At 68.2% G+C, this 22531-nt stretch carries 21 protein-coding genes; 7 read left to right on the forward strand and 14 right to left on the reverse strand.

The genetic code is table 11. The features are described 5' to 3' along the window. Window positions 1-13: 13 nt before the first annotated feature. The gene (locus BLS74_RS07920) at window positions 14-802 is read left to right on the forward strand and encodes a class II aldolase/adducin family protein (RefSeq protein ID WP_093104310.1); all 789 of its coding nucleotides are present in this window, start codon (window positions 14-16) and stop codon (window positions 800-802) included. A gap of 3 nt (window positions 803-805) precedes the next feature. Further along, complete coding sequence (locus tag BLS74_RS07925) at window positions 806-1783, forward strand: 2-dehydropantoate 2-reductase (RefSeq protein ID WP_093104312.1); 978 nt, start codon at window positions 806-808, stop codon at window positions 1781-1783. Between the two features lie 14 nt (window positions 1784-1797). Here BLS74_RS07925 and BLS74_RS07930 read toward each other — a convergent pair whose 3' ends face one another. Both BLS74_RS07930 and alr read right to left on the reverse strand, forming a co-directional pair. After that, complete coding sequence (locus BLS74_RS07930; protein WP_093104313.1) at window positions 1798-2520, reverse strand: hypothetical protein; 723 nt, start codon at window positions 2518-2520, stop codon at window positions 1798-1800. Next, complete coding sequence (alr, locus tag BLS74_RS07935; protein WP_093104666.1) at window positions 2517-3605, reverse strand: alanine racemase; 1089 nt, start codon at window positions 3603-3605, stop codon at window positions 2517-2519. Before alr ends, BLS74_RS07930 begins: the two co-directional genes overlap by 4 nt. 169 nt (window positions 3606-3774) lie before the next feature. Here alr and lplT point away from each other — a divergent pair, with 169 nt between their 5' ends. The 3 genes from lplT to BLS74_RS07950 are packed head-to-tail and all read left to right on the forward strand — an operon-like array spanning window position 3775 to window position 6490. After that, window positions 3775-5079 carry a lysophospholipid transporter LplT gene (gene lplT / locus BLS74_RS07940; protein ID WP_093104315.1) on the forward strand — a complete coding sequence of 435 codons (1305 nt, stop codon included), beginning with the start codon at window positions 3775-3777 and terminating at the stop codon, window positions 5077-5079. Between the two features lie 20 nt (window positions 5080-5099). Next, entirely contained in the window at window positions 5100-6008 is a 909-nt protein-coding gene (locus tag BLS74_RS07945; RefSeq protein ID WP_093104316.1) for a DMT family transporter, read from the forward strand. Then, on the forward strand, window positions 6005-6490 hold the full coding sequence (locus tag BLS74_RS07950; protein ID WP_093104318.1) for a glutathione peroxidase: 486 nt from the start codon (window positions 6005-6007) through the stop codon (window positions 6488-6490). The genes BLS74_RS07945 and BLS74_RS07950 overlap by 4 nt, the downstream gene beginning before the upstream one ends. 13 nt (window positions 6491-6503) lie before the next feature. On the opposite strand, the gene BLS74_RS07955 is transcribed toward BLS74_RS07950, so the two are convergent. The 7 genes from BLS74_RS07955 to BLS74_RS07990 all read right to left on the reverse strand — a co-directional run bounded on the left by BLS74_RS07955 (window position 6504) and on the right by BLS74_RS07990 (window position 13159). Beyond that, a complete protein-coding gene (locus BLS74_RS07955) occupies window positions 6504-6932 on the reverse strand; it encodes a hypothetical protein (protein ID WP_093104320.1) in 429 nt (142 codons plus the stop codon). Between the two features lie 86 nt (window positions 6933-7018). Continuing rightward, window positions 7019-8248 (reverse strand): glycolate oxidase subunit GlcF, encoded by a 1230-nt coding sequence (gene glcF, locus BLS74_RS07960; RefSeq protein WP_093104321.1) that lies wholly within the window; start codon window positions 8246-8248, stop codon window positions 7019-7021. Window positions 8249-8259: 11 nt separating this feature from the next. Beyond that, window positions 8260-9357, reverse strand: a complete 1098-nt coding sequence (gene glcE / locus BLS74_RS07965; RefSeq protein ID WP_093104323.1) for a glycolate oxidase subunit GlcE — start codon at window positions 9355-9357, stop codon at window positions 8260-8262. Window positions 9358-9386: 29 nt separating this feature from the next. Further along, window positions 9387-10307 (reverse strand): SMP-30/gluconolactonase/LRE family protein, encoded by a 921-nt coding sequence (locus BLS74_RS07970; protein ID WP_093104324.1) that lies wholly within the window; start codon window positions 10305-10307, stop codon window positions 9387-9389. Between the two features lie 98 nt (window positions 10308-10405). After that, window positions 10406-11944, reverse strand: a complete 1539-nt coding sequence (gene amt, locus BLS74_RS07975; RefSeq protein WP_170855537.1) for an ammonium transporter — start codon at window positions 11942-11944, stop codon at window positions 10406-10408. 25 nt (window positions 11945-11969) lie between these two features. Continuing rightward, on the reverse strand, window positions 11970-12308 hold the full coding sequence (gene glnK, locus BLS74_RS07985) for a P-II family nitrogen regulator (RefSeq protein WP_093104326.1): 339 nt from the start codon (window positions 12306-12308) through the stop codon (window positions 11970-11972). Window positions 12309-12352: 44 nt separating this feature from the next. Further along, window positions 12353-13159, reverse strand: coding sequence for a TorF family putative porin (locus tag BLS74_RS07990; protein WP_093104668.1), 807 nt, complete (start codon window positions 13157-13159; stop codon window positions 12353-12355). Window positions 13160-13522: 363 nt separating this feature from the next. Here BLS74_RS07990 and BLS74_RS07995 point away from each other — a divergent pair, with 363 nt between their 5' ends. Next, window positions 13523-14146, forward strand: coding sequence for a hypothetical protein (locus BLS74_RS07995; RefSeq protein WP_093104327.1), 624 nt, complete (start codon window positions 13523-13525; stop codon window positions 14144-14146). A 73-nt stretch (window positions 14147-14219) separates the two neighbouring features. Next, window positions 14220-14798, forward strand: a complete 579-nt coding sequence (locus BLS74_RS08000; protein ID WP_170855538.1) for an RES family NAD+ phosphorylase — start codon at window positions 14220-14222, stop codon at window positions 14796-14798. 314 nt (window positions 14799-15112) lie between these two features. Here the strand turns inward: BLS74_RS08000 and BLS74_RS08005 are convergent, their stop codons facing one another. The 5 genes from BLS74_RS08005 to pncA all read right to left on the reverse strand — a co-directional run bounded on the left by BLS74_RS08005 (window position 15113) and on the right by pncA (window position 22504). Further along, window positions 15113-16297 carry a fumarylacetoacetate hydrolase family protein gene (locus BLS74_RS08005; RefSeq protein ID WP_093104331.1) on the reverse strand — a complete coding sequence of 395 codons (1185 nt, stop codon included), beginning with the start codon at window positions 16295-16297 and terminating at the stop codon, window positions 15113-15115. A 63-nt stretch (window positions 16298-16360) separates the two neighbouring features. After that, a complete protein-coding gene (locus tag BLS74_RS08010; RefSeq protein WP_244503811.1) occupies window positions 16361-20077 on the reverse strand; it encodes a molybdopterin cofactor-binding domain-containing protein in 3717 nt (1238 codons plus the stop codon). A gap of 65 nt (window positions 20078-20142) precedes the next feature. Further along, window positions 20143-20643, reverse strand: coding sequence for a (2Fe-2S)-binding protein (locus tag BLS74_RS08015; protein WP_093104332.1), 501 nt, complete (start codon window positions 20641-20643; stop codon window positions 20143-20145). After that, on the reverse strand, window positions 20621-21775 hold the full coding sequence (locus BLS74_RS08020; protein ID WP_093104334.1) for an ABC transporter substrate-binding protein: 1155 nt from the start codon (window positions 21773-21775) through the stop codon (window positions 20621-20623). Before BLS74_RS08020 ends, BLS74_RS08015 begins: the two co-directional genes overlap by 23 nt. A 3-nt stretch (window positions 21776-21778) precedes the next feature. Further along, entirely contained in the window at window positions 21779-22504 is a 726-nt protein-coding gene (gene pncA, locus BLS74_RS08025; RefSeq protein WP_093104336.1) for a bifunctional nicotinamidase/pyrazinamidase, read from the reverse strand. Window positions 22505-22531: the final 27 nt, after the last annotated feature.

A 22531-nucleotide genomic window follows, 5' to 3' on the forward strand; every position in this document is an offset into this window, starting at 1 on the left:
AAAGGAACTGCTTATGAACTCCCATCTCGCTGCGCCGGCCACGCCGGCCCGCTCCGCCATCCATCCCGACGAACAGGAGGCGCGCCTGCAGCTCGCCGCCTGCTACCGCGTGTTCGCGATGCTGGGCTGGACCGAGATGATCTACAACCACATCACGGTGCGGCTGCCCGACAGCGTGACGGGTGGCCAGAAGCAGTTCCTGATCAATCCCTTCGGCCTGCACTACAGCGAGGTCACGGCCGGCAACCTGGTCAAGATCGATCTGCAGGGCAAGGTGCTCGACGGCTCGCCGCATCCGGTCAACCCGGCCGGCTTCACGGTGCATGCCGCGATCCACGACGGCCTGCCCGATGCCCACTGCGTGATGCACACGCACACCACAGCCGGCGTGGCCGTGGCCTGCCTGCAGGGCGGCCTCGCGCAGACCAACTTCTACACCGCGCAGTTGCACGACATGGTGGCATACCACGACTTCGAGGGCATCACGATCCATGCCGACGAAGGGCCGCGGCTCCTGAAGAGCATCGGCAACAAGCCGGCCGTGATCCTGCGCAACCACGGTCTGCTGGCCTGGGGCCAGACGCTGCCGCAGACGTTTGCGATTCTCTGGACCCTGCAGCGCGCCTGCGAGATCCAGATGGCGACCTTCTCCATGGGCGCGGCGATTCCGGTGCCGGAAGACATCGCGCGCAAGTGCACGCGCGACGCGCTGCAGTTCAATCCCAAGCACGGCGGCGGGCAGGACGTGTTCGACGCGCTGGTGCGCCAGGTCGACCGCATCGACGATTCCTACAAGCACTGAACCATGAAAGTCTGCATCTACGGCGCCGGCGCGATCGGCGGATGGATCGGCGCCGGCCTCGCGCAGGCGGGCAACCGGCTCAACGTGGTCGCGCGCGGCGCGACGCTCGAAGCGCTGCAGCGCGACGGGCTCTTCGTGATGCGCGGCGAGCAGCGCACGCGCGTGCCGGTGAATGCGGTGGCCGACCCCGCGACGCTGGGCGAGCAGGACCTGGTGGTGATTGCCGTCAAGGCGCCGGCGCTGCAGGCCGTGGCAGCGCAGATCGCGCCGCTGCTCGGCCCCGACACCATCGTGTTGACCGCGATGAACGGCGTGCCCTGGTGGTTCCTGCAGGGCGGCTTCGGCGGCAGCCTGGCCGGTACGCGATTGCAGGCCGTGGACCCGGGCGGAAAGATCGGCGAGGCGATTCCAGCGCAGCACGTGATCGGCTGCGTGGTACATGCGAGCTGTTCGCTCGATGCGCCCGGCGTGGTGCGGCATCACTTCGGCAACGGGCTGATCATCGGCGAGCCCTCGGGCGAGGCGACGCCGCGCGCGACGCGGCTCGAGGCGCTGCTGAAGCAGGCGGGCTTCGAGGCCCGTCTCTCCGCGCAGATCCAGAAGGACGTCTGGTACAAGCTCTGGGGCAACATGACGGTCAACCCGATCAGCGCGATCACGGGCGCCACCACCGACCTGATCCTCGGCGACGACCTGGTGCGCGGCTTCATCTCGACCATCATGCTCGAGGCCAAGGAGATCGGCGCGCGCATCGGCATCCCGATCGCCGAGAGCCCCGAAGACCGGCACGCGGTCACGCGCAAGCTGGGCGCCTTCAAGACCTCGATGCTGCAGGACGTCGAGGCCGGCCGTGCGGTCGAGCTCGATGCGCTGGTGTCGGTGGTGCGCGAGCTGGGGCAGCTCGCCAAGGTGGAAACGCCCTTCACCGACGCACTGCTGGGCCTGGCGCGCCTGCGCGCGCGGCAGCTCGGCCTCTATTGAGCTGAGGCGCTGCCTCAGCCTTTCTTCAGCAGCACGCGCACCGCCTCGGGCAGCGAGTTCACCTGCGGCATGAAGCGGTCCAGCACCGCGCCCAGCACCACGGCGCAGAACAAGGCGCCGAGCAGCGGCTTCCAGGTCAGCCGCACCGCCGCCGTGAGCCAGCCCTCGCGGGCCACACGCACCGCGGCACGGGCCGACACATAGGAGAAGGCGACTTCGATCGCCACCGCGAGCAGCGCCTCCGAGCCGAAGTAGAGCAGCGCCAGCGCGCCGGCACCGAACACGATCGCCACCCCGATCAGGAAGATCGCGACCACCGGCACCACGATGACCGCGCCCTCGTCGGCCCCGGCCGCGGCCTCGAGCGCGCCGCCCGCCAAGTCGCCGACGCCGCCCGCATCGAGATCGGCCATCGCGCTCTGCCCCGAAGGCCAGTCGCCGATGCCGGGGTCCGGCACATCGAGGTTGAGCTGCTTGTTCTGCCGCACCAGCATCGCCGCCCACCAGCGCAGCACCAGCAGGTAGCCCAGGTAGCCGACGCCGAGCGTCACGAAATAGCGCAGCGCCAGCGAGTCGACACCGGCGTGCATCTGAAGGTACGAGACCAGCCACATCAGGAGCAGCGTGAAGCTGCCGATCAGGAGGCCGTGCGTGCGAAGGTGGTAGTTGCGATGCAGGTCGCGCTCGACCTGCGTTTCCCAGAGGCGTACCGAGCGCCAGTTGGAAAGGACCTTCAATCGACAGCCGTTGGCACCCGCGGCGCGACGGCGCACATGAGTTCGTAGCCGACCGTGCCGGCGGCCTGCGCGACCTCGTCGATGGGCAGCAGCGTGCCGTTCGAGGCGCGGCCCCAGAGCGTGACCTCGCTGCCGAGAGCGGCATCCGGCACCGGCGTGAGATCGACGGTGATCATGTCCATGCTGACGCGGCCCACCATGCGCGTGCGCACGCCGTTCACCAGCACCGGCGTGCCGGTGTCGCAGTGGCGCGGATAGCCGTCGGCATAGCCGACCGCGGCCACGCCGACGTTGAGCGGCCCGTCGGCCGTGAAGCGGGAGCCGTAGCCGATGGTGTCGCCGGCCTTCAAGGTCTGCACCGAGATCAGCCGCGTGGAAAGCGTCATCGCCGGCTGCAGCTGCCAGTGCGCCGCGTCGTGTTCGGGGAAGTCGGGCGCGCTGCCGTAGAGCAGGATGCCGGGGCGCACCCAGTCGGCCCGCGCGATTCTCGCGTGGCGCAGCGTGGCGGCGCTGTTGGCGATCGAGCGTTCGCCCGGCAGGTCTTGCGTGGTGTGCTCGAACACCTCGAGCTGGTGGTCGATGCCGCGACTGCCGTCGGCATCGCTGAAGTGCGTCATCAAGGAGATCTCGTCGACCTGCGGCAGCGCGTTCAGGCGCGTCCAGGCCGAGCGGAAGCGCTCGGGCGTGAAGCCCAGCCGGTTCATGCCCGAATTCATCTTCAGGAACACGCGCTGCGGCACCTGCGTCTTGTGGGCGGCCAGCATGTCGATCTGCGCGTCGCAGTGCACCGTGTGCCAGAGATCGAGCCGCGAGCAGAGTTCGAGGTCGCGCGGCTCGAACACGCCTTCGAGCAGCAGCACCGGCCCGCGCCAACCGAGCGCGCGCACGCGTTCCGCCTCGGCCAGGTCGAGCAGCGCGAAGCCGTCGGCGCCGCGAAAGGCGTCGAACACGCGCTCGATGCCGTGCCCGTAGGCATTGGCCTTGACGACGGCCCAGACGCGGGCTTCGAGCGCCGAGCGGCGGGCGCGATCGAGGTTGTGGCGCAAGGCCGCGGTATGGATGGTGGCGAGGATGGGACGAGGCACGATGAACCCGATGGCTGAGCTGAAAACATTCGCACGACCACGCCGCAAAAGCCGGCGTGTGGCGTCATTTTGACACTGCACCCCCATGCTATAACCGCGCATTCCGCCAGTACCGCGGCCTTTTTCCACTATCGCCAGCAGCCCCATTCTCTGGCCAGCCAGCCCATCGATGAAGCGCGGTTTCTACACCATCATGTCGGCCCAGTTCTTTTCGTCGCTGGCCGACAACGCGCTTTTCGTTGCAGCGGTGGAACTCATGCGGAGCAACGGCGCGCCCGAGTGGCAGCGCGCGGCGCTGGTGCCGATCTTCACCATCTTCTATGTCGCGCTGGCGCCGCTGGTCGGTGCCTTCGCCGATGCCTTGCCCAAGGGCCGGGTCATGTTCATCAGCAACGCGATCAAGGTGGTGGGCTGCCTGATGATGCTGTTCGGCACGCATCCGCTGCTGGCCTATGCAGTCGTCGGCTTGGGCGCCGCAGCCTATTCGCCGGCCAAGTACGGCATCCTGACCGAGCTGCTGCCGGCCTCCCAACTGGTCAAGGCCAACGGCTGGATCGAGGGCCTGACCATCGCCTCGATCATCCTGGGCATCGTGCTCGGCGGGCAGCTGGTGGGCCATGCGCTGTCGACCCAGCTGCTCGCGATCGACCTGCCCGTGGTGGACACCGGCATCGACACGGCACCCGAGGCCGCGATCGCGGCACTGATCTTCGTCTACATGCTGGCCGCCTGGTTCAACACCCGCATCCCCCACACCGGCGTCGAGATGCGGCCGCTGCGCGCCAATCCGCAGCACGGCTTCGTGCGCAATCTGGCCGCGCTCTTGCCCGATTTCTGGCACTGCAACTCGCGGCTCTGGCGCGACAAGCTCGGCCAGATCTCGCTGTCGACGACGACCTTGTTCTGGGGTGCGGGCGGCAATCTCAAGTACATCGTGCTGGCCTGGGCCTCGCTGGCGCTCGGCTACAACACGGCGCAAGCCTCCGCGTTGACCGGCGTGGTCGCGATCGGCACCGCGATCGGCGCGATCGTCGCTTCTCTTCGCATGCGGCTCGACATGGCGACCCGCGTGATCCCGCTGGGCATCAGCATGGGCCTGTTGCTGATCGGGATGAACGCCATTGGCAACCTCTGGGTGGCAGTGCCGTTCCTGATTCTGCTGGGCGGACTCGGGGGCTTCCTGGTGGTGCCCATGAATGCGCTGCTGCAGCACCGCGGCCATAACCTGATGGGCGCCGGCCGTTCAATCGCGGTGCAGAACTTCAACGAGAACGCCAGCATTCTGATCCTCGGCGCGTTCTATAGCGCCTGCACCGGCTTCGGCCTCTCGGCCTACTGGGCCATCACCGCCTTCGGGCTCGTGGTGGCCGGTTTCATGTGGCTCATCAAGCGCTGGCACAAGAACAACCTGCGCCAATACCCCGAGGAGGTCGAGCACCTCCTCGCCATCGCACGCAGCGACAAACACCATTGACCTGACCGGGCCTGACTGTTTTGCCGGCACTCGCGCTCGTCTTCAACGCCTTCGTGTGGGGCGTTTCCTGGTTCCCCTTCCGCCAGATCGCATCCCACGGCCTGCATCCGGTCTGGGCCACGGCACTGATCTATGTGCTGATCTTCGTGGCGATGGGGTGGCTGCGCCGGCATGCGTGGCAGGCTTTCTCCGTGCATCCGGCCCTGGTGCTGCTCGGGCTGGCAGCCGGCCTCACCAACCTGTGCTTCAACTGGGCGGTGACAGCGGGCGATGTGGTGCGCGTGGTGCTGCTTTTCTATCTGATGCCGCTGTGGAGCGTGCTGCTGGCCTGGATCTTTCTCGGCGAGCGCCCGACGCCCGCGGTGCTCGCGCGCGTGGCGCTGGCGCTGGTGGGCGTGGCGGTGGTGCTCAAGACGCCCGAGGTCGACTGGCCGGTGCCCGCAAGCCTCGCGGACTGGCTCGGCGTCACGGCAGGCTTCAGCTTCTCGGTGACCAATATCCTGCTGCGCCGGCTGCGCGCAGCAGCCGCCGAGTCGCGCGCGCTTGCCGTGTTCGGCGGCTGTGCGCTGGTGGCCGGCGCGACCGCGCTGGCCGGCACCGCGCTCGGCGCCATCGCGGCGCCGCCGCCACTCGCGGCCGCGCCCGGCTGGCTGGGCTGGGCCGCTTTGCTGGGTGCGGGCTTCGTCTTCGCCAACTTCTGCCTGCAGTACGGCGCCGCGCGCCTCACGGCCAGCGCCACTGCGGTCATCATGCTGTCGGAAGTGCTGTTCGCGAGCGTCTCGTCGGTGGCGCTCGGCGCGGGCACCATGGACACCCGCATCTGGATCGGCGGTGGGTTGATCGTGCTGGCGGCGCTGTGGTCGTCGTTTGCGCGAACGCCCAACGGCGAGGATGATCGACGCACTTCCCTCCTGAAGGACATGCCATGACCAGCGTTTACGACTTCGAGGCCCGGCAGATCGACGGCAAGGCCGTGCCGCTCTCCAAGTACAAGGGCAAGGTGCTGCTGATCGTCAACACGGCCAGCAAGTGCGGCTTCACCCCGCAGTTCGAGGGGCTCGAAGCGCTGCACGAAAAGTACGCCGACAAGGGCCTCGCGGTGCTCGGTTTTCCCTCCAACCAGTTCGGCAACCAGGACCCGGGCAGCAACGAGGAGATCGGCGCCTTCTGCGTCCAGAACTACGGCGTGAGCTTTCCGATGATGGAGAAGATCGAGGTCAACGGTTCCGGTGCCACGCCACTCTACAAATGGCTCACCAAGGAAGCGCCGGGCCTCTTGGGCAGCACCGCGATCAAATGGAACTTCACCAAGTTCCTGGTCGGCAAGGACGGGCGGGTGATCAAGCGCTACGCGCCGCTCGACACGCCGGCCTCGATGACGCGCGACATCGAGTCGGCACTGACGGCCTGAGCGCCGGGCACCGTCAGAATCGGAAGTCCGCGGTCTTCGAACCGCGGCCGAGCGTTACGGTCTGGCTCTTCGTCATGCCTTCGGTGGCTGCCTCGACGGTGTAGCGGCCGGCGGGAAGGTCGATCAGGCACACCGGCCCCGACGCGCGCATCGCGAGCGCCGTCGCGCCATTGGCATCCTTGATCGTCACCGCGATCTCGGCCAGGTAGGCACCGTCCGCGCGCGCGAACAGCAGCGACAGCGGATGGTCCTTCATCGCCGCGCGCATCGCGGTGGATTCGTCCGAGCCGATGCCGCCGCACGCGAAGCGCGCGCTGCCCTGCACCTTCATGGCCGGCATGGCCGTGGCGTCCACGGACTGGGATTGCGCCATCCATGGCGCAGCGGCACACGCGCAGACGACGGCGCCGCGCAGAAGAAGGGATTGGAAGGAGGTATGCATCGACAAGCTCCCGAAATGAACGATGGGAGATGGTCGCGCCCAGCGGTGCGCCGGAGGGTCGGACCACAGCCCCTCGGCGTGTGCGATCAAGCCGCCGAAAGCGCCTCGTCGAGCAGTTCCACCCAGTGCCGCACCGGGATCTCGCTGCCGCTTTGCAGATGCGTGATGCAGCCGATGTTGGCCGAGACGATGGTCTCGGGATTCAACTGGTTCAGGTGGCCAAGCTTGCGGTCGCGCAGCGGGTAGGCCAATTCGGGCTGCAGTACCGAGTAGGTGCCGGCCGAGCCACAGCACAGGTGCGATTCGTTCATCGCGATCTGCACGTCGAAGCCCAGTGCGCGCAGGTTCGCTTCGACGCCGCCGCGCAGCTTCTGTCCATGCTGGAGCGTGCAGGGCGGGTGGTAGGCGACGACGCCGGGCGGCGCGTTGACGCGCTCTTTCAACAGCGGCACGAGTTCGGGCAAGAGCTCGCTCAGGTCGCGCGTGAGCGCGCTGACGCGTTCGGCCTTCGCCGCATAGGCCGGGTCCTCGCGCAGGATGTGGCCGTACTCGCGCACGGTGACGCCGCAGCCCGAGGCATTCATCACGATCGCCTCCACCACGCCGCCTTCGACGTAGGGCCACCAGGCATCGATATTGGCGCGCATCTGGGCCTTGCCGCCGTCGTGGTCGTTGAGATGGAACTTCACCGCACCGCAGCAGCCCGCGGTGGGCGCGATCACGGCCTCGATGCCGGCCGCGTCGAGCACGCGCGCCGTGGCGCTGTTGATGTTGGGCGCCATCGAGGGCTGCACGCAGCCGGCCAGCATCAGCATCTTGCGCGCATGCGTGCGCATGGGCCAAACGCCCGCCGGTTGAGGCGCCGGCACCTTGGCCCGGAGCTTGGCCGGCAGCAGGCCGCGCACCGACTGGCCCAGCTTCATCGCGGGGCCGAAGAGCGGCGAAGGCAGCGCCTCCTTCAAGGTCCAGCGCAGCGCGCTTTCCATGGCCGGACGCGGCACCTTCTCGTCGACGATCTTGCGGCCGATGTCGACCAAGTGGCCGTATTGCACGCCGCTCGGGCAGGTGCTTTCGCAGTTGCGGCAGGTGAGGCAGCGGTCCAGATGCAGCTGCGTGCTGCGCGTCGGCGCTTTGCCTTCGAGCACCTGCTTGATCAGGTAGATGCGTCCGCGCGGGCCGTCGAGCTCGTCGCCGAGCAGCTGGTAGGTCGGGCAGGTGGCGGTGCAGAAACCGCAGTGCACGCACTTGCGCAGGATCGCCTCGGCTTCGCGGCCGTCGGCGGTGCCCTGGAATTCGGGAGCGAGTTCGGTTTGCATGAGGCTACGCGTCAGTCCGCGGGGTAGAGCCGTGCGCGATCGAAGACGGCGTGGGGGTCGAACTCTCGCATCAGCGCACGGTGAATGCGCGCGAGCGGCGGGCTCAGCGCGTCGAAGCGGCCGAGCACGCGGTGGCCACGCTCGGCCGAGGGCATGAACAGCGTCGCATGCCCGCCGACCGCGCGGGCTGCCGCGCGCAGTTTCGGGCCCTCGTCGGGCGACGCCAGATACCAGCGCTGTGCGCCATGCCATTCGATCAGGGGCGAGCCCTCGAGCGCCAGGACCGGTGCGGCCTGCGGCACCGACAGGCGCCACAGATCGCGCGCGGCGCGCGCGCCGAACCATCGCAGGCGTTGATCGCGCGCAGCCTGCCATTCGGCCTGGGCCTGCGCGGGGTCTTGCCGCTCTCCGCCGAGGTGGGCACAGGCGGCCGCCACCGCCGCCACCGCGCCGCGCAATCGCAGCCAGAGCCGGCCTGTATCGCCCTCTTCCAGCCAGCGGCTCGCGTTGAGCGGCAAGGGCTGGCCGCCCCAGCCGTTGAGCAGGCGCAGCGCATCGGCTTGGTTGCATTCGAATGCGAGGGTGGCTTCGGCGGGCGGAACGGGCAGCACCTTGAGGCTGACATCGGCGATGACGCCCAGCGTCCCCAGCGAGCCGGCCAGCACGCGCGAGACGTCGTAGCCGGCGACGTTCTTCATGACCTGGCCGCCGAAGCTGAGCAGTTCGCCGCGGCCGTTGATCAAGGTGGCGCCCAGCACATAGTCGCGCACCGCACCGACGCTGGCCCGCGCCGGGCCGCTCAGGCCCGCCGCGACCATGCCACCGACCGTTGCGCCTTCATCGAAATGCGGCGGCTCGAATGGCAGGCACTGGCCCTGTTCGGCCAGCAGGGCTTCGAGCTGCGCCAGCGGTGTGCCGGCGCGCACGGTGACGACCAGTTCGCTCGGCTCGTAGCTCGTGATGCCCGAGAGCGCGGCGGTGGAAAGCGGCTCGCCCTGCGGCGGTTCGCCATAGAAGTCCTTGGTGCCGCCGCCGCGGATGCGCAAAAGCGCGCCGTCGACGGCTGCGGCGCGGATGCGCTCGACGATCTGGCGAAGGGCTGGATCCATGCGGCCGATCGTACAGCCCGCAATGCCCTTCAATCAGTGAAGAAATGGACGGGCAGTCCTGACACTTCCACACGCATCGAGAGCACCTGGCCGGACGCAGGACGCTGTTCGAGCTCGTCGGCCGGCCGGCCGCGCCGCGCGCTGGTGACGAACAGGGTCCGCAGATCGTCGCCGCCGAAGCAAGGCATGGTGGGGCACTGCACGGGTGTGGGAAGCGCATCCACCTGCTCGCCCGAAGGCGCGAAGCGCAGCAGTTGGCCGCCCTCGAACATTGCAACCCAATAATGGCCCTCGGCGTCGATGGTGGCGCCGTCGGGCCGGCCTTCGTAGCGCAGCGGCGACTCGGGCGTCCAGCCCTCGGGTTTGGCATCGAACTGCCGGAACACGCGCGGGCGCGAGAGCGCATTGGCCTCCGCCGCCCAGTCCCAGGCGCGCACGCGGTGTGCCGCGGTGTCGGCCCAGTAGAGCGTCGTGGCATCGAGCGAGAAGGCCAGGCCGTTGCCGGTGGTGACCTCGTTCGCCATCTGCGTGAGCTGCGGCGCATCGCCGCTCTGCGCGTCGAGACAGTAGAGCGCAGCGTTCGGCCGGTCCTTGGCCTCGTTCAGCGTGCCGGCCCAGAAGCGGCCCCATGCGTCGCACTTGCCGTCGTTGAAGCGCATGGTGCGCACGTCATGGTCGACGTTCACGATGACCGAGAGCGGGCCGCCCCATTCGCGTGCCCGGTAGATGCCGTCGCGCAGCGCGATCACCAGGCCGCCGCTCGCAGCCGGCGCCATGCAGCCGGGCTCGGCGGGCAGACGCCATCGCTCGACCGTGTGGCCACCGATCTCGCCGCGGGTTCGCAGCACGGCGCGGCCCGGAATGTCGAGCCAGTAGAGCGAGCGTTCGTGCGGATGCCAGAACGGGGATTCACCGAGCTGGCAGAGGCTGTCGTCGAGCGTGGTCCACATGGCGCCAGCTTAGGCGAAAAAAAGCCCGCTCGCGCCGAAGCGCTCGCGGGCCGAACATCCAAGGGAGACCTTGCTTGCTTGAAATGATCCGTTTCGTTTCAGCGGTTGTAGGCGGTTTCGCCGTGGGCCGAGATGTCGAGGCCTTCGCGCTCTTCTTCCTCGCTCACGCGCAGACCGATGGTGAGGTCGACGATCTTGTAGGCGATGAAGGACACCACGCCAGACCACACGATGGTCAGCAGCACGGCCTTGAGCTGGATCCAGACCTGGGCGCCAATGCCGTTGGACACCACGCTGGCCGTGACCCAGTCGCCCACCAGGCCGGGGCCGCCGAGCGCCTGGGTGTTGAACACGCCGGTGAGCAGCGCGCCGACGATGCCGCCCACGCCGTGGACTCCGAACACGTCGAGCGAGTCGTCCGCGCCGAGCATCTTCTTCAAGCCATTGACGCCCCAGAGGCAGGCGAAGCCGGCGACGAAGCCGATCACGATCGCGCCCATCAGGCCGACGTTGCCGGCGGCCGGCGTGATGGCCACCAGGCCGGCGACAGCACCCGAGGCGGCGCCCAGCATCGAGGCCTTGCCCCTCATCAACGCTTCACCGATGCACCATGCGAGCACGGCAGCGGAAGTGGCCGAGAAGGTGTTCATGAAGGCCAGCACGGCGCTGGTGCCCGCTTCGAGCGCGGAGCCGGCGTTGAAGCCGAACCAGCCGACCCACAGCAGCGAGGCGCCGACCATGGTGAGCGTGAGCGAATGCGGCGTGAAGGATTCCTTGCCGTAGCCAATGCGCTTGCCGATCAGGAAGGCGCCGACCAGGCCGGCGACGGCGGCGTTGATGTGCACCACGGTGCCGCCCGCGAAGTCGAGCGCGCCCCACTGCCAGAGGAGGCCGGCCTTGGCGTTCATGGCATCGACCACATCCTTGCTGGCATAGGCGTCCGGGCCCATCCAGAACCAGACCATGTGCGCGATCGGCGCGTAGCTGAAGGTGAACCACAGCGCCATGAAGAGCAGCACGGCCGAGAACTTGATGCGCTCGGCGAAGGCGCCCACGATCAGGCAGCAGGTGATGCCGGCGAAGGTGGCCTGGAAGGCGGCGAACAGCAGCTCGGGGATATAGACGCCCTTGCTGAAGGTCGCGCCCGGCGCGAAGGTGCCGGCGGCCGAATCGAAGACGCCCTTCATGAAGAGCCGGTCGAATCCACCGATGAAGGAGTTGCCCTCGGTGAAGGCGAGGCTGTAGCCGTAGATGAGCCACAGTACCACGATCATCGAGAAGGTGACCATGACCTGCATCAGCACCGACAGCATGTTCTTGCTGCGCACCAGGCCGCCGTAGAACAGCGCCAGGCCGGGGATGGTCATCATGATGACGAGCAGCGTGGACAGCAGCATCCAGCTGGTGTCGCCCTTGTTGAACGAGGGTGCCGGCGCGGCGGCCGGCGCAGCTGCGGCTTCGGCGGCGGGTGCGGCCGCGGCCGGTGCGGCAGCGGGGGCTGCAGCAGGCGCGGCGGCCGGCGCCGAGGCTGCGGGCGCTTCAGCCGCGGGCGCCGCCGGCGGCGTCTGGGCAAAGCCGGCGGTGCCGGCAGCGAGCACGCTCAGGCCGAGCGCGAGAGAGACGAGCAATTTTTTCATGTCGATTTTCTTTCGTGCCTTGAAGTCAAAGAGCTTCGCGGCCTGTTTCTCCGGTACGAATGCGAACGACCTGCTCCAGGTTGTAGACAAAAATCTTGCCGTCGCCGATCTTGCCGGTGCGTGCGGCGCTTTCGACGGCTTCGATCACGCGCTCGACGAGCTCGTCGGCCACGGCGGCCTCGATCTTGACCTTCGGCAGGAAATCGACCACGTACTCCGCGCCGCGGTAGAGCTCGGTGTGGCCCTTCTGGCGACCGAAGCCCTTGACCTCCGTCACGGTGATCCCTTGCACACCGATCGCCGAGAGCGCTTCGCGCACCTCGTCGAGCTTGAACGGTTTGATGATGGCTGTGACCAGCTTCATGATGTTTCTCCTTTGGATGGAACAGGTCTGCGCGGCTGTATGGATCAGAGCGTCTTGGTCAGCGTGACGATGAAGCGCGCCTTGTTGGGCGACCAGGTGGGTGCGCCGAAGCCCAGGTCGGGGCCGGACACCAGCAGGTACGAGCTCTTCTTGTTGGCGCCCTGCACCGAGCCGGCCAGCGACAGGCCGTTGCCGAAGTCATAGGAAGCGCCCACGTTGTAGTCGACGTAGCTCTTGTAGCCCAGGCTGCGGATGTCGCTGCTCATGTGCGTGTAGCCCAGCGCGGCCTTCAGCGTGACCTTGGGCACGATCTCCTTGGTGTAGGCGAGATTGAAGTAGCCGGTGTTACGCCCCTTCAGGCCCGAGCCGTCGCGCTCGCCGGCGTAGTTGAAGTAGTCCTTCGAGACGGTGTGGGAGTACTTGAAGGTGAAGGCGCCGATGGCCTCGTTGGCATAGGTGGCCGCGCCGTACAGCTCGGTGGTGTTGCCGCGGGCGTTGCCCGGGTAGACGTAGGCGAGCGCGCCGAAGTCGAGGTCGAACACGCCGGCCTTGAACTTGTAGCCGCCATAGATGTCGCTCTCGATGTCGTTGCCGGCGAGCCAGTTGACGCTGGAGTTCCAGTTACCGACGTAGAAGCCGCTCTCGCCGAAAGCGTAGTCGAAGCCGCCCTGGATGGCGGGCTTGAAGCCCTTGGTCTTGGCGAAGCCGTTGCTACCGAGCACGTCCTGATCCTGACCGCGGAACTTGTAGTTGCTGGTGAGCGCAACATTGCCCGTGAGCTGGGCGCTCGCGATCAGGGGCATGGCAGCCAGCGAGACAACGGCCAGGGCAGAGGCGGTTTTACGGTGCATCATCGAGAGACTCCTCGGAGGTTTTGGAATGGAATGGAAGCCATCTCAAAGCAGGGAGCGTGCCAAACCGACCGTTCCGCACTGAGAAGGGCCTGGACAGGTGCACATTGCAACAATGAGCAAAAGATGGGCGCACCATCTTGGGGAAATGGAGAAGAATGAGCTTGTCTTTGGTGCAAGGTCATGCCTTGCTGGGCCTGGAAGCCGCCAATGTCACGGTCGAGGTGCATCTGGCCAACGGGGCTGCCCAGCTTTACGCTGGTCGGCCTGGCCGATGACGGGAGCCATCGGCCCGGAGGCAGGGCTTCTTGCGCGCGAGAAACGTGAGGAGCAAAATCGTCTCACGAATCTCACGGAGCTGTCATGAACCAAACCTCCGCCAAAGAACCGCATGATGCCGTCCAGGCGCTCGTGGCGCGCATCGACAGCATGCGTGAAGCAAGCCGCCTCATCATCAGCGAGCTTTCCCGGACCCTCACCGGGCCCAGGGACAAGAAGCTGACCCTCCATGTGCGCGAGGCGATCAACGAGCTGGAGCGTCAATCGATCCAGGAGTTGGTGGATGAGGTTGAGCCCAGGCGCCCGGCGGCCACCCGCATCGATCTCGAGAAGCGCGCCATCGACGCCGTCCTGCAGGGCACCGAGTGGAACTCGGCCGCCGAAATTGGACAGCGGCTTGACGCGAAGGCAGCAAACCCGCACGCGGCCGTGAGCCGCTGGCAGCAGAGCGGGCGCATTTTCGGCATCGACCACCGCGGCAAGAAAATCTACCCGGCCTACATTTTCGATGCGACCTGGCAGCCCTTGCCGGCGGTCAAGAAGATCCTGGCGGTCCTGGACGACTATTCGCCCTTCCGGGTTGCGGCATGGTTCGAGTCCACCAATTCGTCCCTGGGCGGAAAGCGTCCGCGCGAGGTGATTGCGAGCGCCCCGGATGCCGTCGTGGCCGCCGCGGAAGACCACAAGGTGGGTGCGGTGCATGGCTAGCCCAGCACCTCTCCTGCCTCCTCCGCCAAAGTCGCTCCGCACCCTGCCGCATAAGGCTGGAGTCTGGTATCGCGTGCATCCGTACGACGCAACCACGGGGAAGTACGCGCCGGCCGCCTTCAACGCTTCGGAGCTCGGCAACGCTCGATTCAGCCCCCTTTTCAATCCGGTCTCGAAAAAGCCGATTCCGACGATCTATGCGGCCAAGAGTGAGCGCCGAGCCATTGCGGAGATCGTCCTGCACGACGTCCCCACCCCGTCGGCTGGCTACCTGCATGACCTTGAGCGCGACTACCGCGCCAACCTTCACCTGAGCCGCATTCGTGCGCAGGCGGTCCGGCTGGTCAACATGACGACCATGGGTCTCCAGGCCGCCGGCCTGAAGCCGATCGACCTCTTCGAGGGCGAGAAGGACGACTACCCCAGGACCCAGGAATGGGCGCTATGGATTTGGCAGAACATGCCGGACGCCCAAGGATTGCGGTGGATGTCCAAGCGGGACAACCAGTGCGAGGTGATCATGCTCTTCGGGGATCGGATGAACCCGTCGGACGTCGTCGACGATGGCAGTTCACAGCCGCTGCAGGCGCACGAGGACCTTGTCATCGAACTGCTGGATGAGATGGGTGCCGGGGCCTACCCCTGCATCTGACGAGGCCTGCCAGGCGCGCCAGGCACGTCGGGACACCCATCACCGCGTTCGAACCCATCGACGGAAACAATCCACGCCGCGGCCGGCCGCCCTGCCCGATTGGCCAGCCACACGCCTGAGGCGCGCCTTCAGCCAAATGCCCCAGTGGCTCGCGTACGCGAGCCCACTCGATTCAATGCAGCTTCTTCATTTGGGCTGGCCCTACAACGCTCGCACCATTGAAATTCACCTCTTTAGCTGGTACGTCACGGCGTACACCCTCGTTTCGGTGCCCGTTGCAGACTGGCAGGTGGCCCCGATCACTGCAGCACTGTTCAGAGCAGCCCGCGCCCCGCCAGGTTGCGCATCAGCGCACCGATGCCGAAGGACCAGCGCGCTGCCTGGTCCGAATGCACGACGCGGTTCTCCAGCGCGCCGAGCTCGGGCGCCGAGATGGTCACACGATCGCCGACCACATGGGTGAAGCCCTGGCCCGGACCGTGGCGGTCCTGCGTGGGCGCGAACATGGTTCCGAGGAAGAGCACCAGACCGTCGGGGTAGGCATGGTGCGGGCCGATCGCCTGCGACACGATGTCCAGCGGATCGCGGCTGATCAGCGAGAGCGAGCTTTCGCCTTCGAGCACGAAGCCTTCAGGGCCCGCGACGCGCAGCGCCACCGTGATGCGGCGCACCTCGTCGATGCCGAAGTGGGCATCGAAGAGGCGGATGAAGGGGCCGATCGCGCACGAAGCGTTGTTGTCCTTGGCCTTGCCGAGCAGCAGCGCGCTGCGGCCTTCGAAGTCGCGCAGGTTGACGTCGTTGCCCAAGGCGGCGCCCAGCGTCTGGCCGCGGCTGTTGATCGCAAGCACCACCTCGGGCTCGGGGTTGTTCCAGACCGAACCCGAATGGATGCCGATGTCGGCGCCGGTGCCCACCGAGGCCAGCACCGGCGCCTTGGTGAAGATCTCGGCATCGGGGCCGATGCCGACCTCGAGGTACTGCGACCAGGCGCCCTGCGCGATCAGCACCTCCTTGACCTGCGCCGACTGCGGCGAGCCGGGCACGATGCCCGCGAGGTTGTCGCCGAGCACGCCGCCGAGCGCGGCGCGGATGGCTTCGGCCTTGGACGCATCGCCGCGCGACTGCTCCTCGATCACGCGCTCCAGCAGGCTGGCGACGAAGGTCACGCCGCTGGCCTTGACGGCCTGCAGATCGCAGGGCGCGAGCAGCCAGGGCTGGCCGGGATCGCGCCCGGCCTCGTCGCTGTTGGCCAGCACCGCGTCGAGCGCGGCGATGCGGGGCGTGATGTTGTCGCGCAGGCCCTGCTGCACGGCACCCACGGCATCGTCGAGCTCGAGCAAGTGGCTCGCGGTGGGCGCGATGCGCGTGAGGTCGTGCAGGCCGCCTTCGTGCACGGCCACCAGCGTCGGCCCGAGCCCGGGCTGCCAGAGGCGTCCGATCAGGGTGGCGCGCTCGGCATCGCGAGGCAGGCTGGTGGCGGGCGAGAGGATCGGGGGCATGCAAGGTCTCCAGAATGAACGGGCCGATGAGCCGGCCTCTGCATGGGCGATCGTACGGGACTGTCAGCGTGCCGTGTGGGCCTGCCCCGCCGCGCGCACGCGCGCGACGCTCTGCGGCAGGTCTTTCCAGGCTGTAGCCTGCGGCGCGAAGCGCGCGCGCATGTAGCCGGCCAGCTCGGCGATCTGCGCATCGTCGAGCGCTTCGCCGAAGGCCGGCATGAAGCCGATCTCACGCGAGGCCGGCTCGCGCACGCCGTCGAGGATGGTGCGCAGCAGGTTGTCCGGCCGCTCGCTTGTGAGATTGCTGTTGAGCGCGAGCGGCGTGTTCACGCCCAGCAGGGTCGGCCCGTTGCCGTCGTGGTGGCAGGCGGCGCAGGCGCCGTCGAACATGCGCTGGGCGGAGCCTAGCAACTGGCCCTGGCCGGCGGCCGCGGCGGCGACCGCGCGCTGCGCCTGCGCGCTCGCTTCGGCATCGCTGGCGGCCGGATTGAAGGAAGCGAGGTAAGTGGCCATCGCGCGGATGTCGTCATCAGGCACTGCCGCCAACTCGCGCACCACCTCGGCCATTGGGCCACCAGCCATGCCGTGCCGCGGGCTGTGGCCGTTGCGCAGGTAGCGATAGAGCGCCTCGGCGTTCCAGGGCACAGCCGCCTTCGAGAGGCTGGTGAGCGCCGGCGCTTCCCAGCCCTCGACCATCGCGCCCGAAAGAAAAGCGCTGCCGCCCTGCTCCGCGCCGAGCGCATTGCGCGGCGTGTGGCAGGCGCCGCAGTGGCCCAGGCCGTTGACGAGGTAGGCGCCGCGGTTCCATTCGGCGCTTTGCTGCGACGCCGGCTGCATTGGCGCCGGATCGTGGAAGAGCGCGTTCCAGCCTGCCATCAGCGGCCGCAGGCCGAAGGGGAACTTGAGCCCCGCCTCCGGCGTGGGCGCGCGCACCGCGGGCAGCGACATGAAGTAGGCATAGAGCGCCTGCAGGTCGTCGTCGCTGGTCTTCGCGAAGGCGGTGTAGGGGAAGGCCGGGTAGAGATGGTGGCCGTCGCGCGAGATGCCCTCGCGCATCGCGCGCTGGAAGGCGCTGAAGGACCAGCGGCCCAGGCCGGTCTCGGCATCAGGCGTGAGGTTGGTGGTGTAGATGGTGCCGAAGGGCGTCTCCATCGCACGGCCGCCGGCGTTGGGCGTTCCGCCCGGCGCGGTGTGGCAGACGGCGCAGTCGCCGATGGCGGCGAGCGTGCGGCCGCGTTCGATGGTGGATTGGCTGTAGACGGGGGCGCTGAGGGTGACGGGGGCGATCGTCGAGCGCCAGCCCATGAGGCCGGCGATGACGCCGAGGCCGCCGATGACGAGGGCGATCGCACTGGCTGCCTTGCTCCTTCCCCCTCTGGGGGAAGGCTGGGATGGGGGCACGACGACGCCACCATCGAACGCTGGGTTGCCCCCACCCCTACCCTCCCCCAAAGGGGGAGGGAGTGAAGACGGGTTCAGCGCAGCACGCACCACTTCCGGCGTGAACGGCGGCGCCCTGAACCGCACCCCCGTCGCATCGAAGATCGCATTTGCGATCGCCGCCGTGCCAGGCACCGAGGACGACTCGCCCGCTCCGAGCGGCGGCTCGCCGGGCCGCTGCATGTGCATGACCTCGATCACCGGCACGTCGCGGAAATTGACGATCGGGTAGCTGCCCCATTCGCGGCTCGCGACCACGCCCGGGTTGGGCGCACTCTGCGGCACGAACTGCACGCGCTCCTTCAACGCGCGGCTCGTGGTCTGGATCACGTTGCCGTGGATCTGGTGTTCGACCCCGGCCGGATTGACCATCAGCCCCGCGTCGTGCCCCACCACCACGCGGCGCACGTGCACCTCGCCGGTCTTGCGGTTGACTTCGACATCGGCCACCCAGGCCGACCATGCCGCGCCGAAGCCTGGCCACTTGCTGTGCACGTAGCGCGCGTAGGCGAAGCCTTGCCCGAAGAGCACGTCACCACCGGGTCCGAGGCCGCCGTCGGCATCCTCCTGCGGCCCGGTGCGCATGCGCCAGCCGGCCTTCTGCGCGGTCTCGCGCACCAGCTCGGCCGCGCGCGGATCGTTCAGGTGGCGCAGGCGGAACGCGACCGGGTCGACGCCGGCCGCGGTGGCCAGTTCGTCGACGTAGGACTCGTGCGCGAAGGAGCTCGGCAGCGCCGACACGCCGCGCAGCCACGAGGCGCGCACGATCGGCGCCATGTCGTTGACCTTGACGCGCAGGTTGCCGTACGCATAGGGCGGGCGCGCGGTGCGGTCGCCCATCTCGAAGGCCTGGGCCGCAGGCTCGATGGTGCGGGTGAGCAAGAGCGCCAGCGTGGGCGCGCCGTTCGACGGGTACGAGGTCTCGAAGTCGTAAGCCGCAACGCCGCCTTCGGCATCGAGCCCGCCCTTCACCTGCATCAGCTGCGCGGCACCCTTGGGCTCCCACGCATGCTCCTGCTCGCGCGTGAGCTGCACCCGCACCGGCACGCCGGCCGCGCGCGCGAGCAGCGCGGCATCGGCCGCGACGTCGTCGGCGCCGTTGCGCCCATAGCAGCCGGCCGCCTCCATGCGCACCACATCGACCGCGACATCGTCCACGCCCATGAGCTTGGCCAGATCCGCGCGCAGCACATGCGGGTTCTGCGAGCCGGCCCACACGCGCAGTTGCACATCGCCGCCTTCGCCTTCGGGTTGCCAATGCGCGAGCGCGCACGAGGGGCCGATCGATGCGTGCATCTGGTAGGGCCAGACGTAGGTGCGCGGCATCGACTCGGCCGCATGGGCGAGCGCGCCCTCGACATCACCTTCGTCGACCAGCAGGCGCTGCGTGGCGGGGTTGGCGCGGATCGCGCCTTCGAGATCGTCGAGCGAAGGCAGGCCGGGCCAGCGCTTCCAGATCACGCGCAGTTCGCGCAGCGCCTGCTCGGCATGCTCCTCGCGCTCGGCGACGATGCCGACGAAGTCGCGGATCACCACCACGGCGCGGATGCCGGGGATGTGGGCGATCGAGGATTGGTCCACCGATTCGAGCGTGTTGCCGATGTAGTCGCCGTGGTCCGCGCCCGCATAGGGCGGGCGCACGACGCGGCCGTGCAGCATGCCGGGCGCGCGCATGTCGTGCACGAACACCAACTCGCCCGCGAGCTTGGCCGGGATGTCGACGCGCGCCACCGGGCTGCCGACGATGCGGTAGTCCTTCGGATCCTTGAGGCGGGCGCCGCCGTCGAGCTGGAGCACGGTGCGCACGCCCGCCACCAGCTCCCCGAAGCCGACGCTGAACGCGGGGTCGTCGCCCGCATGGATGCGGCCCTCGCGCACCGCGAGCAGTGAGGGCTGCACGCCGAAGCGTTCCGAAGCCTGCGCGAGAAGCCAGGCGCGTGCCTGCGCCGCCGCGAGCCGCAAGGGTGCGGCATGGATCTGCAGCGAGGCGCTGGCGATGGTCGCGCCCTGGTTCGGCGCGCGGGCGGTGTCGCCGAGCACCATGCGGATCTGCGCCAGCGGCACATCGAGCTCTTCGGCGACGATCTGCGACAGCGCGGTCTGGATGCCGGTGCCGAGATCGACATGGCCGTTGAGCGCGGTCACGCTGCCGTCGTCCCACAGCGCAAGCAGGATCTCGGGCCCTTCCGCGGGATTGCCCGACACCGTGGCCGGCTGGCCGTTGGCGACCGGCGGCGCGGGTGGCGTCTCGCGCACCACGACGAGCACGCCCTCGGCATGGAGGAAGTCGCTGCGGTTGCGCGGCAGCTCGGCGCGAAATGGTGCCCCCAGGCTCGGCACTCTCGTGTCCTCGCCGCCCCCCGAGGGGGCTACCGCGCCTTGGGGCGGCCCGGCGGCACGGTTGCTCACGAGTCGGCGTCCTTTGCCACCATCAGCTGCGCCGCACGCTGCACCGCCGCCATGATCTCGACATGCGTGCCGCAACGGCACAGGTTGCCCGAGAGCTCGTTCCTGATCTGCGCATCGCTCGGATGCGGCTCGCGCGCGAGCAGCGCCGCCGCCTGCATCACCATGCCGTTCAAGCAGTAGCCGCATTGCGCGGCCTGCGCGTCCTCGAAACCTTGCTGGACCGGATGCCATTGCTCCCGCGAGCCCAGCCCTTCAAGCGTGGTGATGGCCCGTCCCGCAACCCCATGCGCCGGAATCACGCAGGCCCGCGCCGCCACGCCATCGACCCACACGGTGCAGGCGCCGCACTGGCCCAGGCCGCAGCCGTACTTGGGACCGTTCAGGCCCAGGTCGTTGCGCAGCACATGCAGGAGCGATGCCTCGCGCGGCACCGCGAGCGCGTGCGCGCGCCCGTTGACCTGCAGGGCGAAAGTCTCAGCGCTGGAGGCGTCCGTCACGTGTGTACATCTCCAGATCGACGAAGGTCGAGCCGTTGTGGTTCTTCGGCCCGTAGGCCACCGGGAACTCGCCGATGCGCGTGTCGCCCAGACTCTCGAGGGCCGTGACGAAGCTCTCGCGCGTGAGGTGGCGGCCGGCGCGCTTGAGCCCTTCGACGAACACGCGCGCGGCGATATAGCCCTCGAGCGCGGTGTAGCTGTCGATCTTCTCGCCGAACTCCGCGCGGTCGCGCCGGTAGTCGGCCACGATCGGCACGCGCACCAACTGCGGCGGCGGCACGATGCTGGCGGTGACCAGGCCTTCGAGCTTGCCGCCCAGGCGCTGTGCCGAACCGGCCGCGTCGGTGATGCCGACCGAGAGCGTGTAGAGCGGCGCAGCCGCACCACCGGCGCGGTAGTCGCGGATGAAGACCTCGCTCATGCGCCCGGCCATGATCATCACCACCGCGCCGGGCTTCGCCTTGGCCAGGCTCTCGCCGATGTCCTTGGCGTCGGTCGCCGCAATGGCCATCGGCAGCGCCTGCACCACCTTGACCTTGTATTCGGCCGCGAGCTGCTCGCAGGTCGCGAGGTTCGACTTGCCGAAGGCGCTGTCCTGGAACACCACGGCGATGTTGTGGATGCCGATGGTCGACAGGTGGCTGATGATCTTGCGCAGCTCCAGGTCGTAGCCCGCGCGCACATGGAACAGGTTGCGATTGAGCTTGGTGCGGAACGAGGTGGTGCCCACCAGCGGCGCGAACATCGGCACGCCGGCCTTGTCGGCCAGCGGCATGGCCGCCACCAGGTTGCCGGTGGCGACAAAACCCATCAGCGCGAACACCTTGTCCTCGTCGATCAGCTTGGCCGTGTTGACTGCCGTGCGCTGGGGCTCGTAGGCATCGTCGTAAGAGAGCAGCTCGATCTTGCGGCCGTTGACGCCACCGCCCTTGTTCACGCGGTCGAAGTAGAGCTTGATGCCGGCACGGTAGTCGTTGCCGAAATCCTGCGCCACGCCGCTGAAGACGGCCGATTGGCCGATGCGGATGCTGGTGTCGGTGACGCCGTTTTCGGCGGCGTGCGCGAAGGTCGAGAAGAAGGCGAGCGCGGCAGCGCAGCACGCCGCCGCGGCGCGTTGGGAGATGCGGGCCATCGCTCAGGCCACCACTTCGATGTCGGTGGACTGGATGCGCTTGACGCCCTTGGCCGCCATCTGCTTCCAGGCCGCAGCCAGCGACCCGTTGAGGTCGATGGCGCGCGTCGCGTCCTCGATCACGTAGGCCTCGAAGCCGTGCTTGCGCGCGTCGAGCGCGGTCCAGGCGACGCAGAAGTCGGTGGCCAGGCCGCTCACGAACACCGTCTTGATGCCGCGCTGCTTGAGGTAGCCGGCCAGGCCGGTCGCGGTCTTGCGGTCGGCCTCCTCGAACGCCGAGTAGCTGTCGACGCCCTTGTGGAAGCCCTTGCGGATGATCACCTGCGCGGTCGGCAGCTTGAGGTCCTTGTGCAGCGCCGCGTCGTCCGTGCCCTGCACGCAGTGGTCGGGCCACAGCACCTGGTTGCCGTAGGCCAGCTTGATGCTGCTGAAGGGTTTCTGGCCCGGATGCGCGCTCGCGAAGGAGGCGTGGCCCTGCGTGTGCCAGTCCTGCGTGACGACGATGTTCTCGAAGGCCGTGGAGAGCTTGTTGATCACCGGCACCACCTCGGCCCCGCCCTTGACCGGCAGCGTCCCGCCGTCGACGAAGCAGTTCTGCACATCGACCACGATCAGAGCCGCGTTGGCCGCCGGCTTGATCTTCGCCGCAGCGATGAGCGGCGCCGAAAGTCCCGCGAGCCCCAGGGCTGCGGCGGACTGAAGAAAGGTTCTGCGGTGCGTGTTGTGCATGGTGTGCGCTCCTCGGGTTGAAATAAT

It is taken from the genome of Variovorax sp. CF079 (genome assembly GCF_900101545.1).
Classification (GTDB): domain Bacteria; phylum Pseudomonadota; class Gammaproteobacteria; order Burkholderiales; family Burkholderiaceae_C; genus Variovorax.

What these genes read in the sequence shown, in the direction of transcription:
- BLS74_RS07920 (WP_093104310.1), top strand. Translation starts at nt 14, where the DNA reads ATGAACTCCCATCTCGCTGCGCCGGCCACGCCGGCCCGCTCCGCCATC.
- BLS74_RS07925 (WP_093104312.1), top strand. Translation starts at nt 806, where the DNA reads ATGAAAGTCTGCATCTACGGCGCCGGCGCGATCGGCGGATGGATCGGC.
- lplT (WP_093104315.1), top strand. Translation starts at nt 3,775, where the DNA reads ATGAAGCGCGGTTTCTACACCATCATGTCGGCCCAGTTCTTTTCGTCG.
- BLS74_RS07950 (WP_093104318.1), top strand. Translation starts at nt 6,005, where the DNA reads ATGACCAGCGTTTACGACTTCGAGGCCCGGCAGATCGACGGCAAGGCC.
- BLS74_RS07955 (WP_093104320.1), bottom strand. Translation starts at nt 6,932, where the DNA reads ATGCATACCTCCTTCCAATCCCTTCTTCTGCGCGGCGCCGTCGTCTGC.
- glcF (WP_093104321.1), bottom strand. Translation starts at nt 8,248, where the DNA reads ATGCAAACCGAACTCGCTCCCGAATTCCAGGGCACCGCCGACGGCCGC.
- glcE (WP_093104323.1), bottom strand. Translation starts at nt 9,357, where the DNA reads ATGGATCCAGCCCTTCGCCAGATCGTCGAGCGCATCCGCGCCGCAGCC.
- BLS74_RS07970 (WP_093104324.1), bottom strand. Translation starts at nt 10,307, where the DNA reads ATGTGGACCACGCTCGACGACAGCCTCTGCCAGCTCGGTGAATCCCCG.
- amt (WP_170855537.1), bottom strand. Translation starts at nt 11,944, where the DNA reads ATGAAAAAATTGCTCGTCTCTCTCGCGCTCGGCCTGAGCGTGCTCGCT.
- glnK (WP_093104326.1), bottom strand. Translation starts at nt 12,308, where the DNA reads ATGAAGCTGGTCACAGCCATCATCAAACCGTTCAAGCTCGACGAGGTG.
- BLS74_RS07990 (WP_093104668.1), bottom strand. Translation starts at nt 13,159, where the DNA reads ATGCACCGTAAAACCGCCTCTGCCCTGGCCGTTGTCTCGCTGGCTGCC.
- BLS74_RS07995 (WP_093104327.1), top strand. Translation starts at nt 13,523, where the DNA reads ATGAACCAAACCTCCGCCAAAGAACCGCATGATGCCGTCCAGGCGCTC.
- BLS74_RS08005 (WP_093104331.1), bottom strand. Translation starts at nt 16,297, where the DNA reads ATGCCCCCGATCCTCTCGCCCGCCACCAGCCTGCCTCGCGATGCCGAG.
- BLS74_RS08020 (WP_093104334.1), bottom strand. Translation starts at nt 21,775, where the DNA reads ATGGCCCGCATCTCCCAACGCGCCGCGGCGGCGTGCTGCGCTGCCGCG.
- pncA (WP_093104336.1), bottom strand. Translation starts at nt 22,504, where the DNA reads ATGCACAACACGCACCGCAGAACCTTTCTTCAGTCCGCCGCAGCCCTG.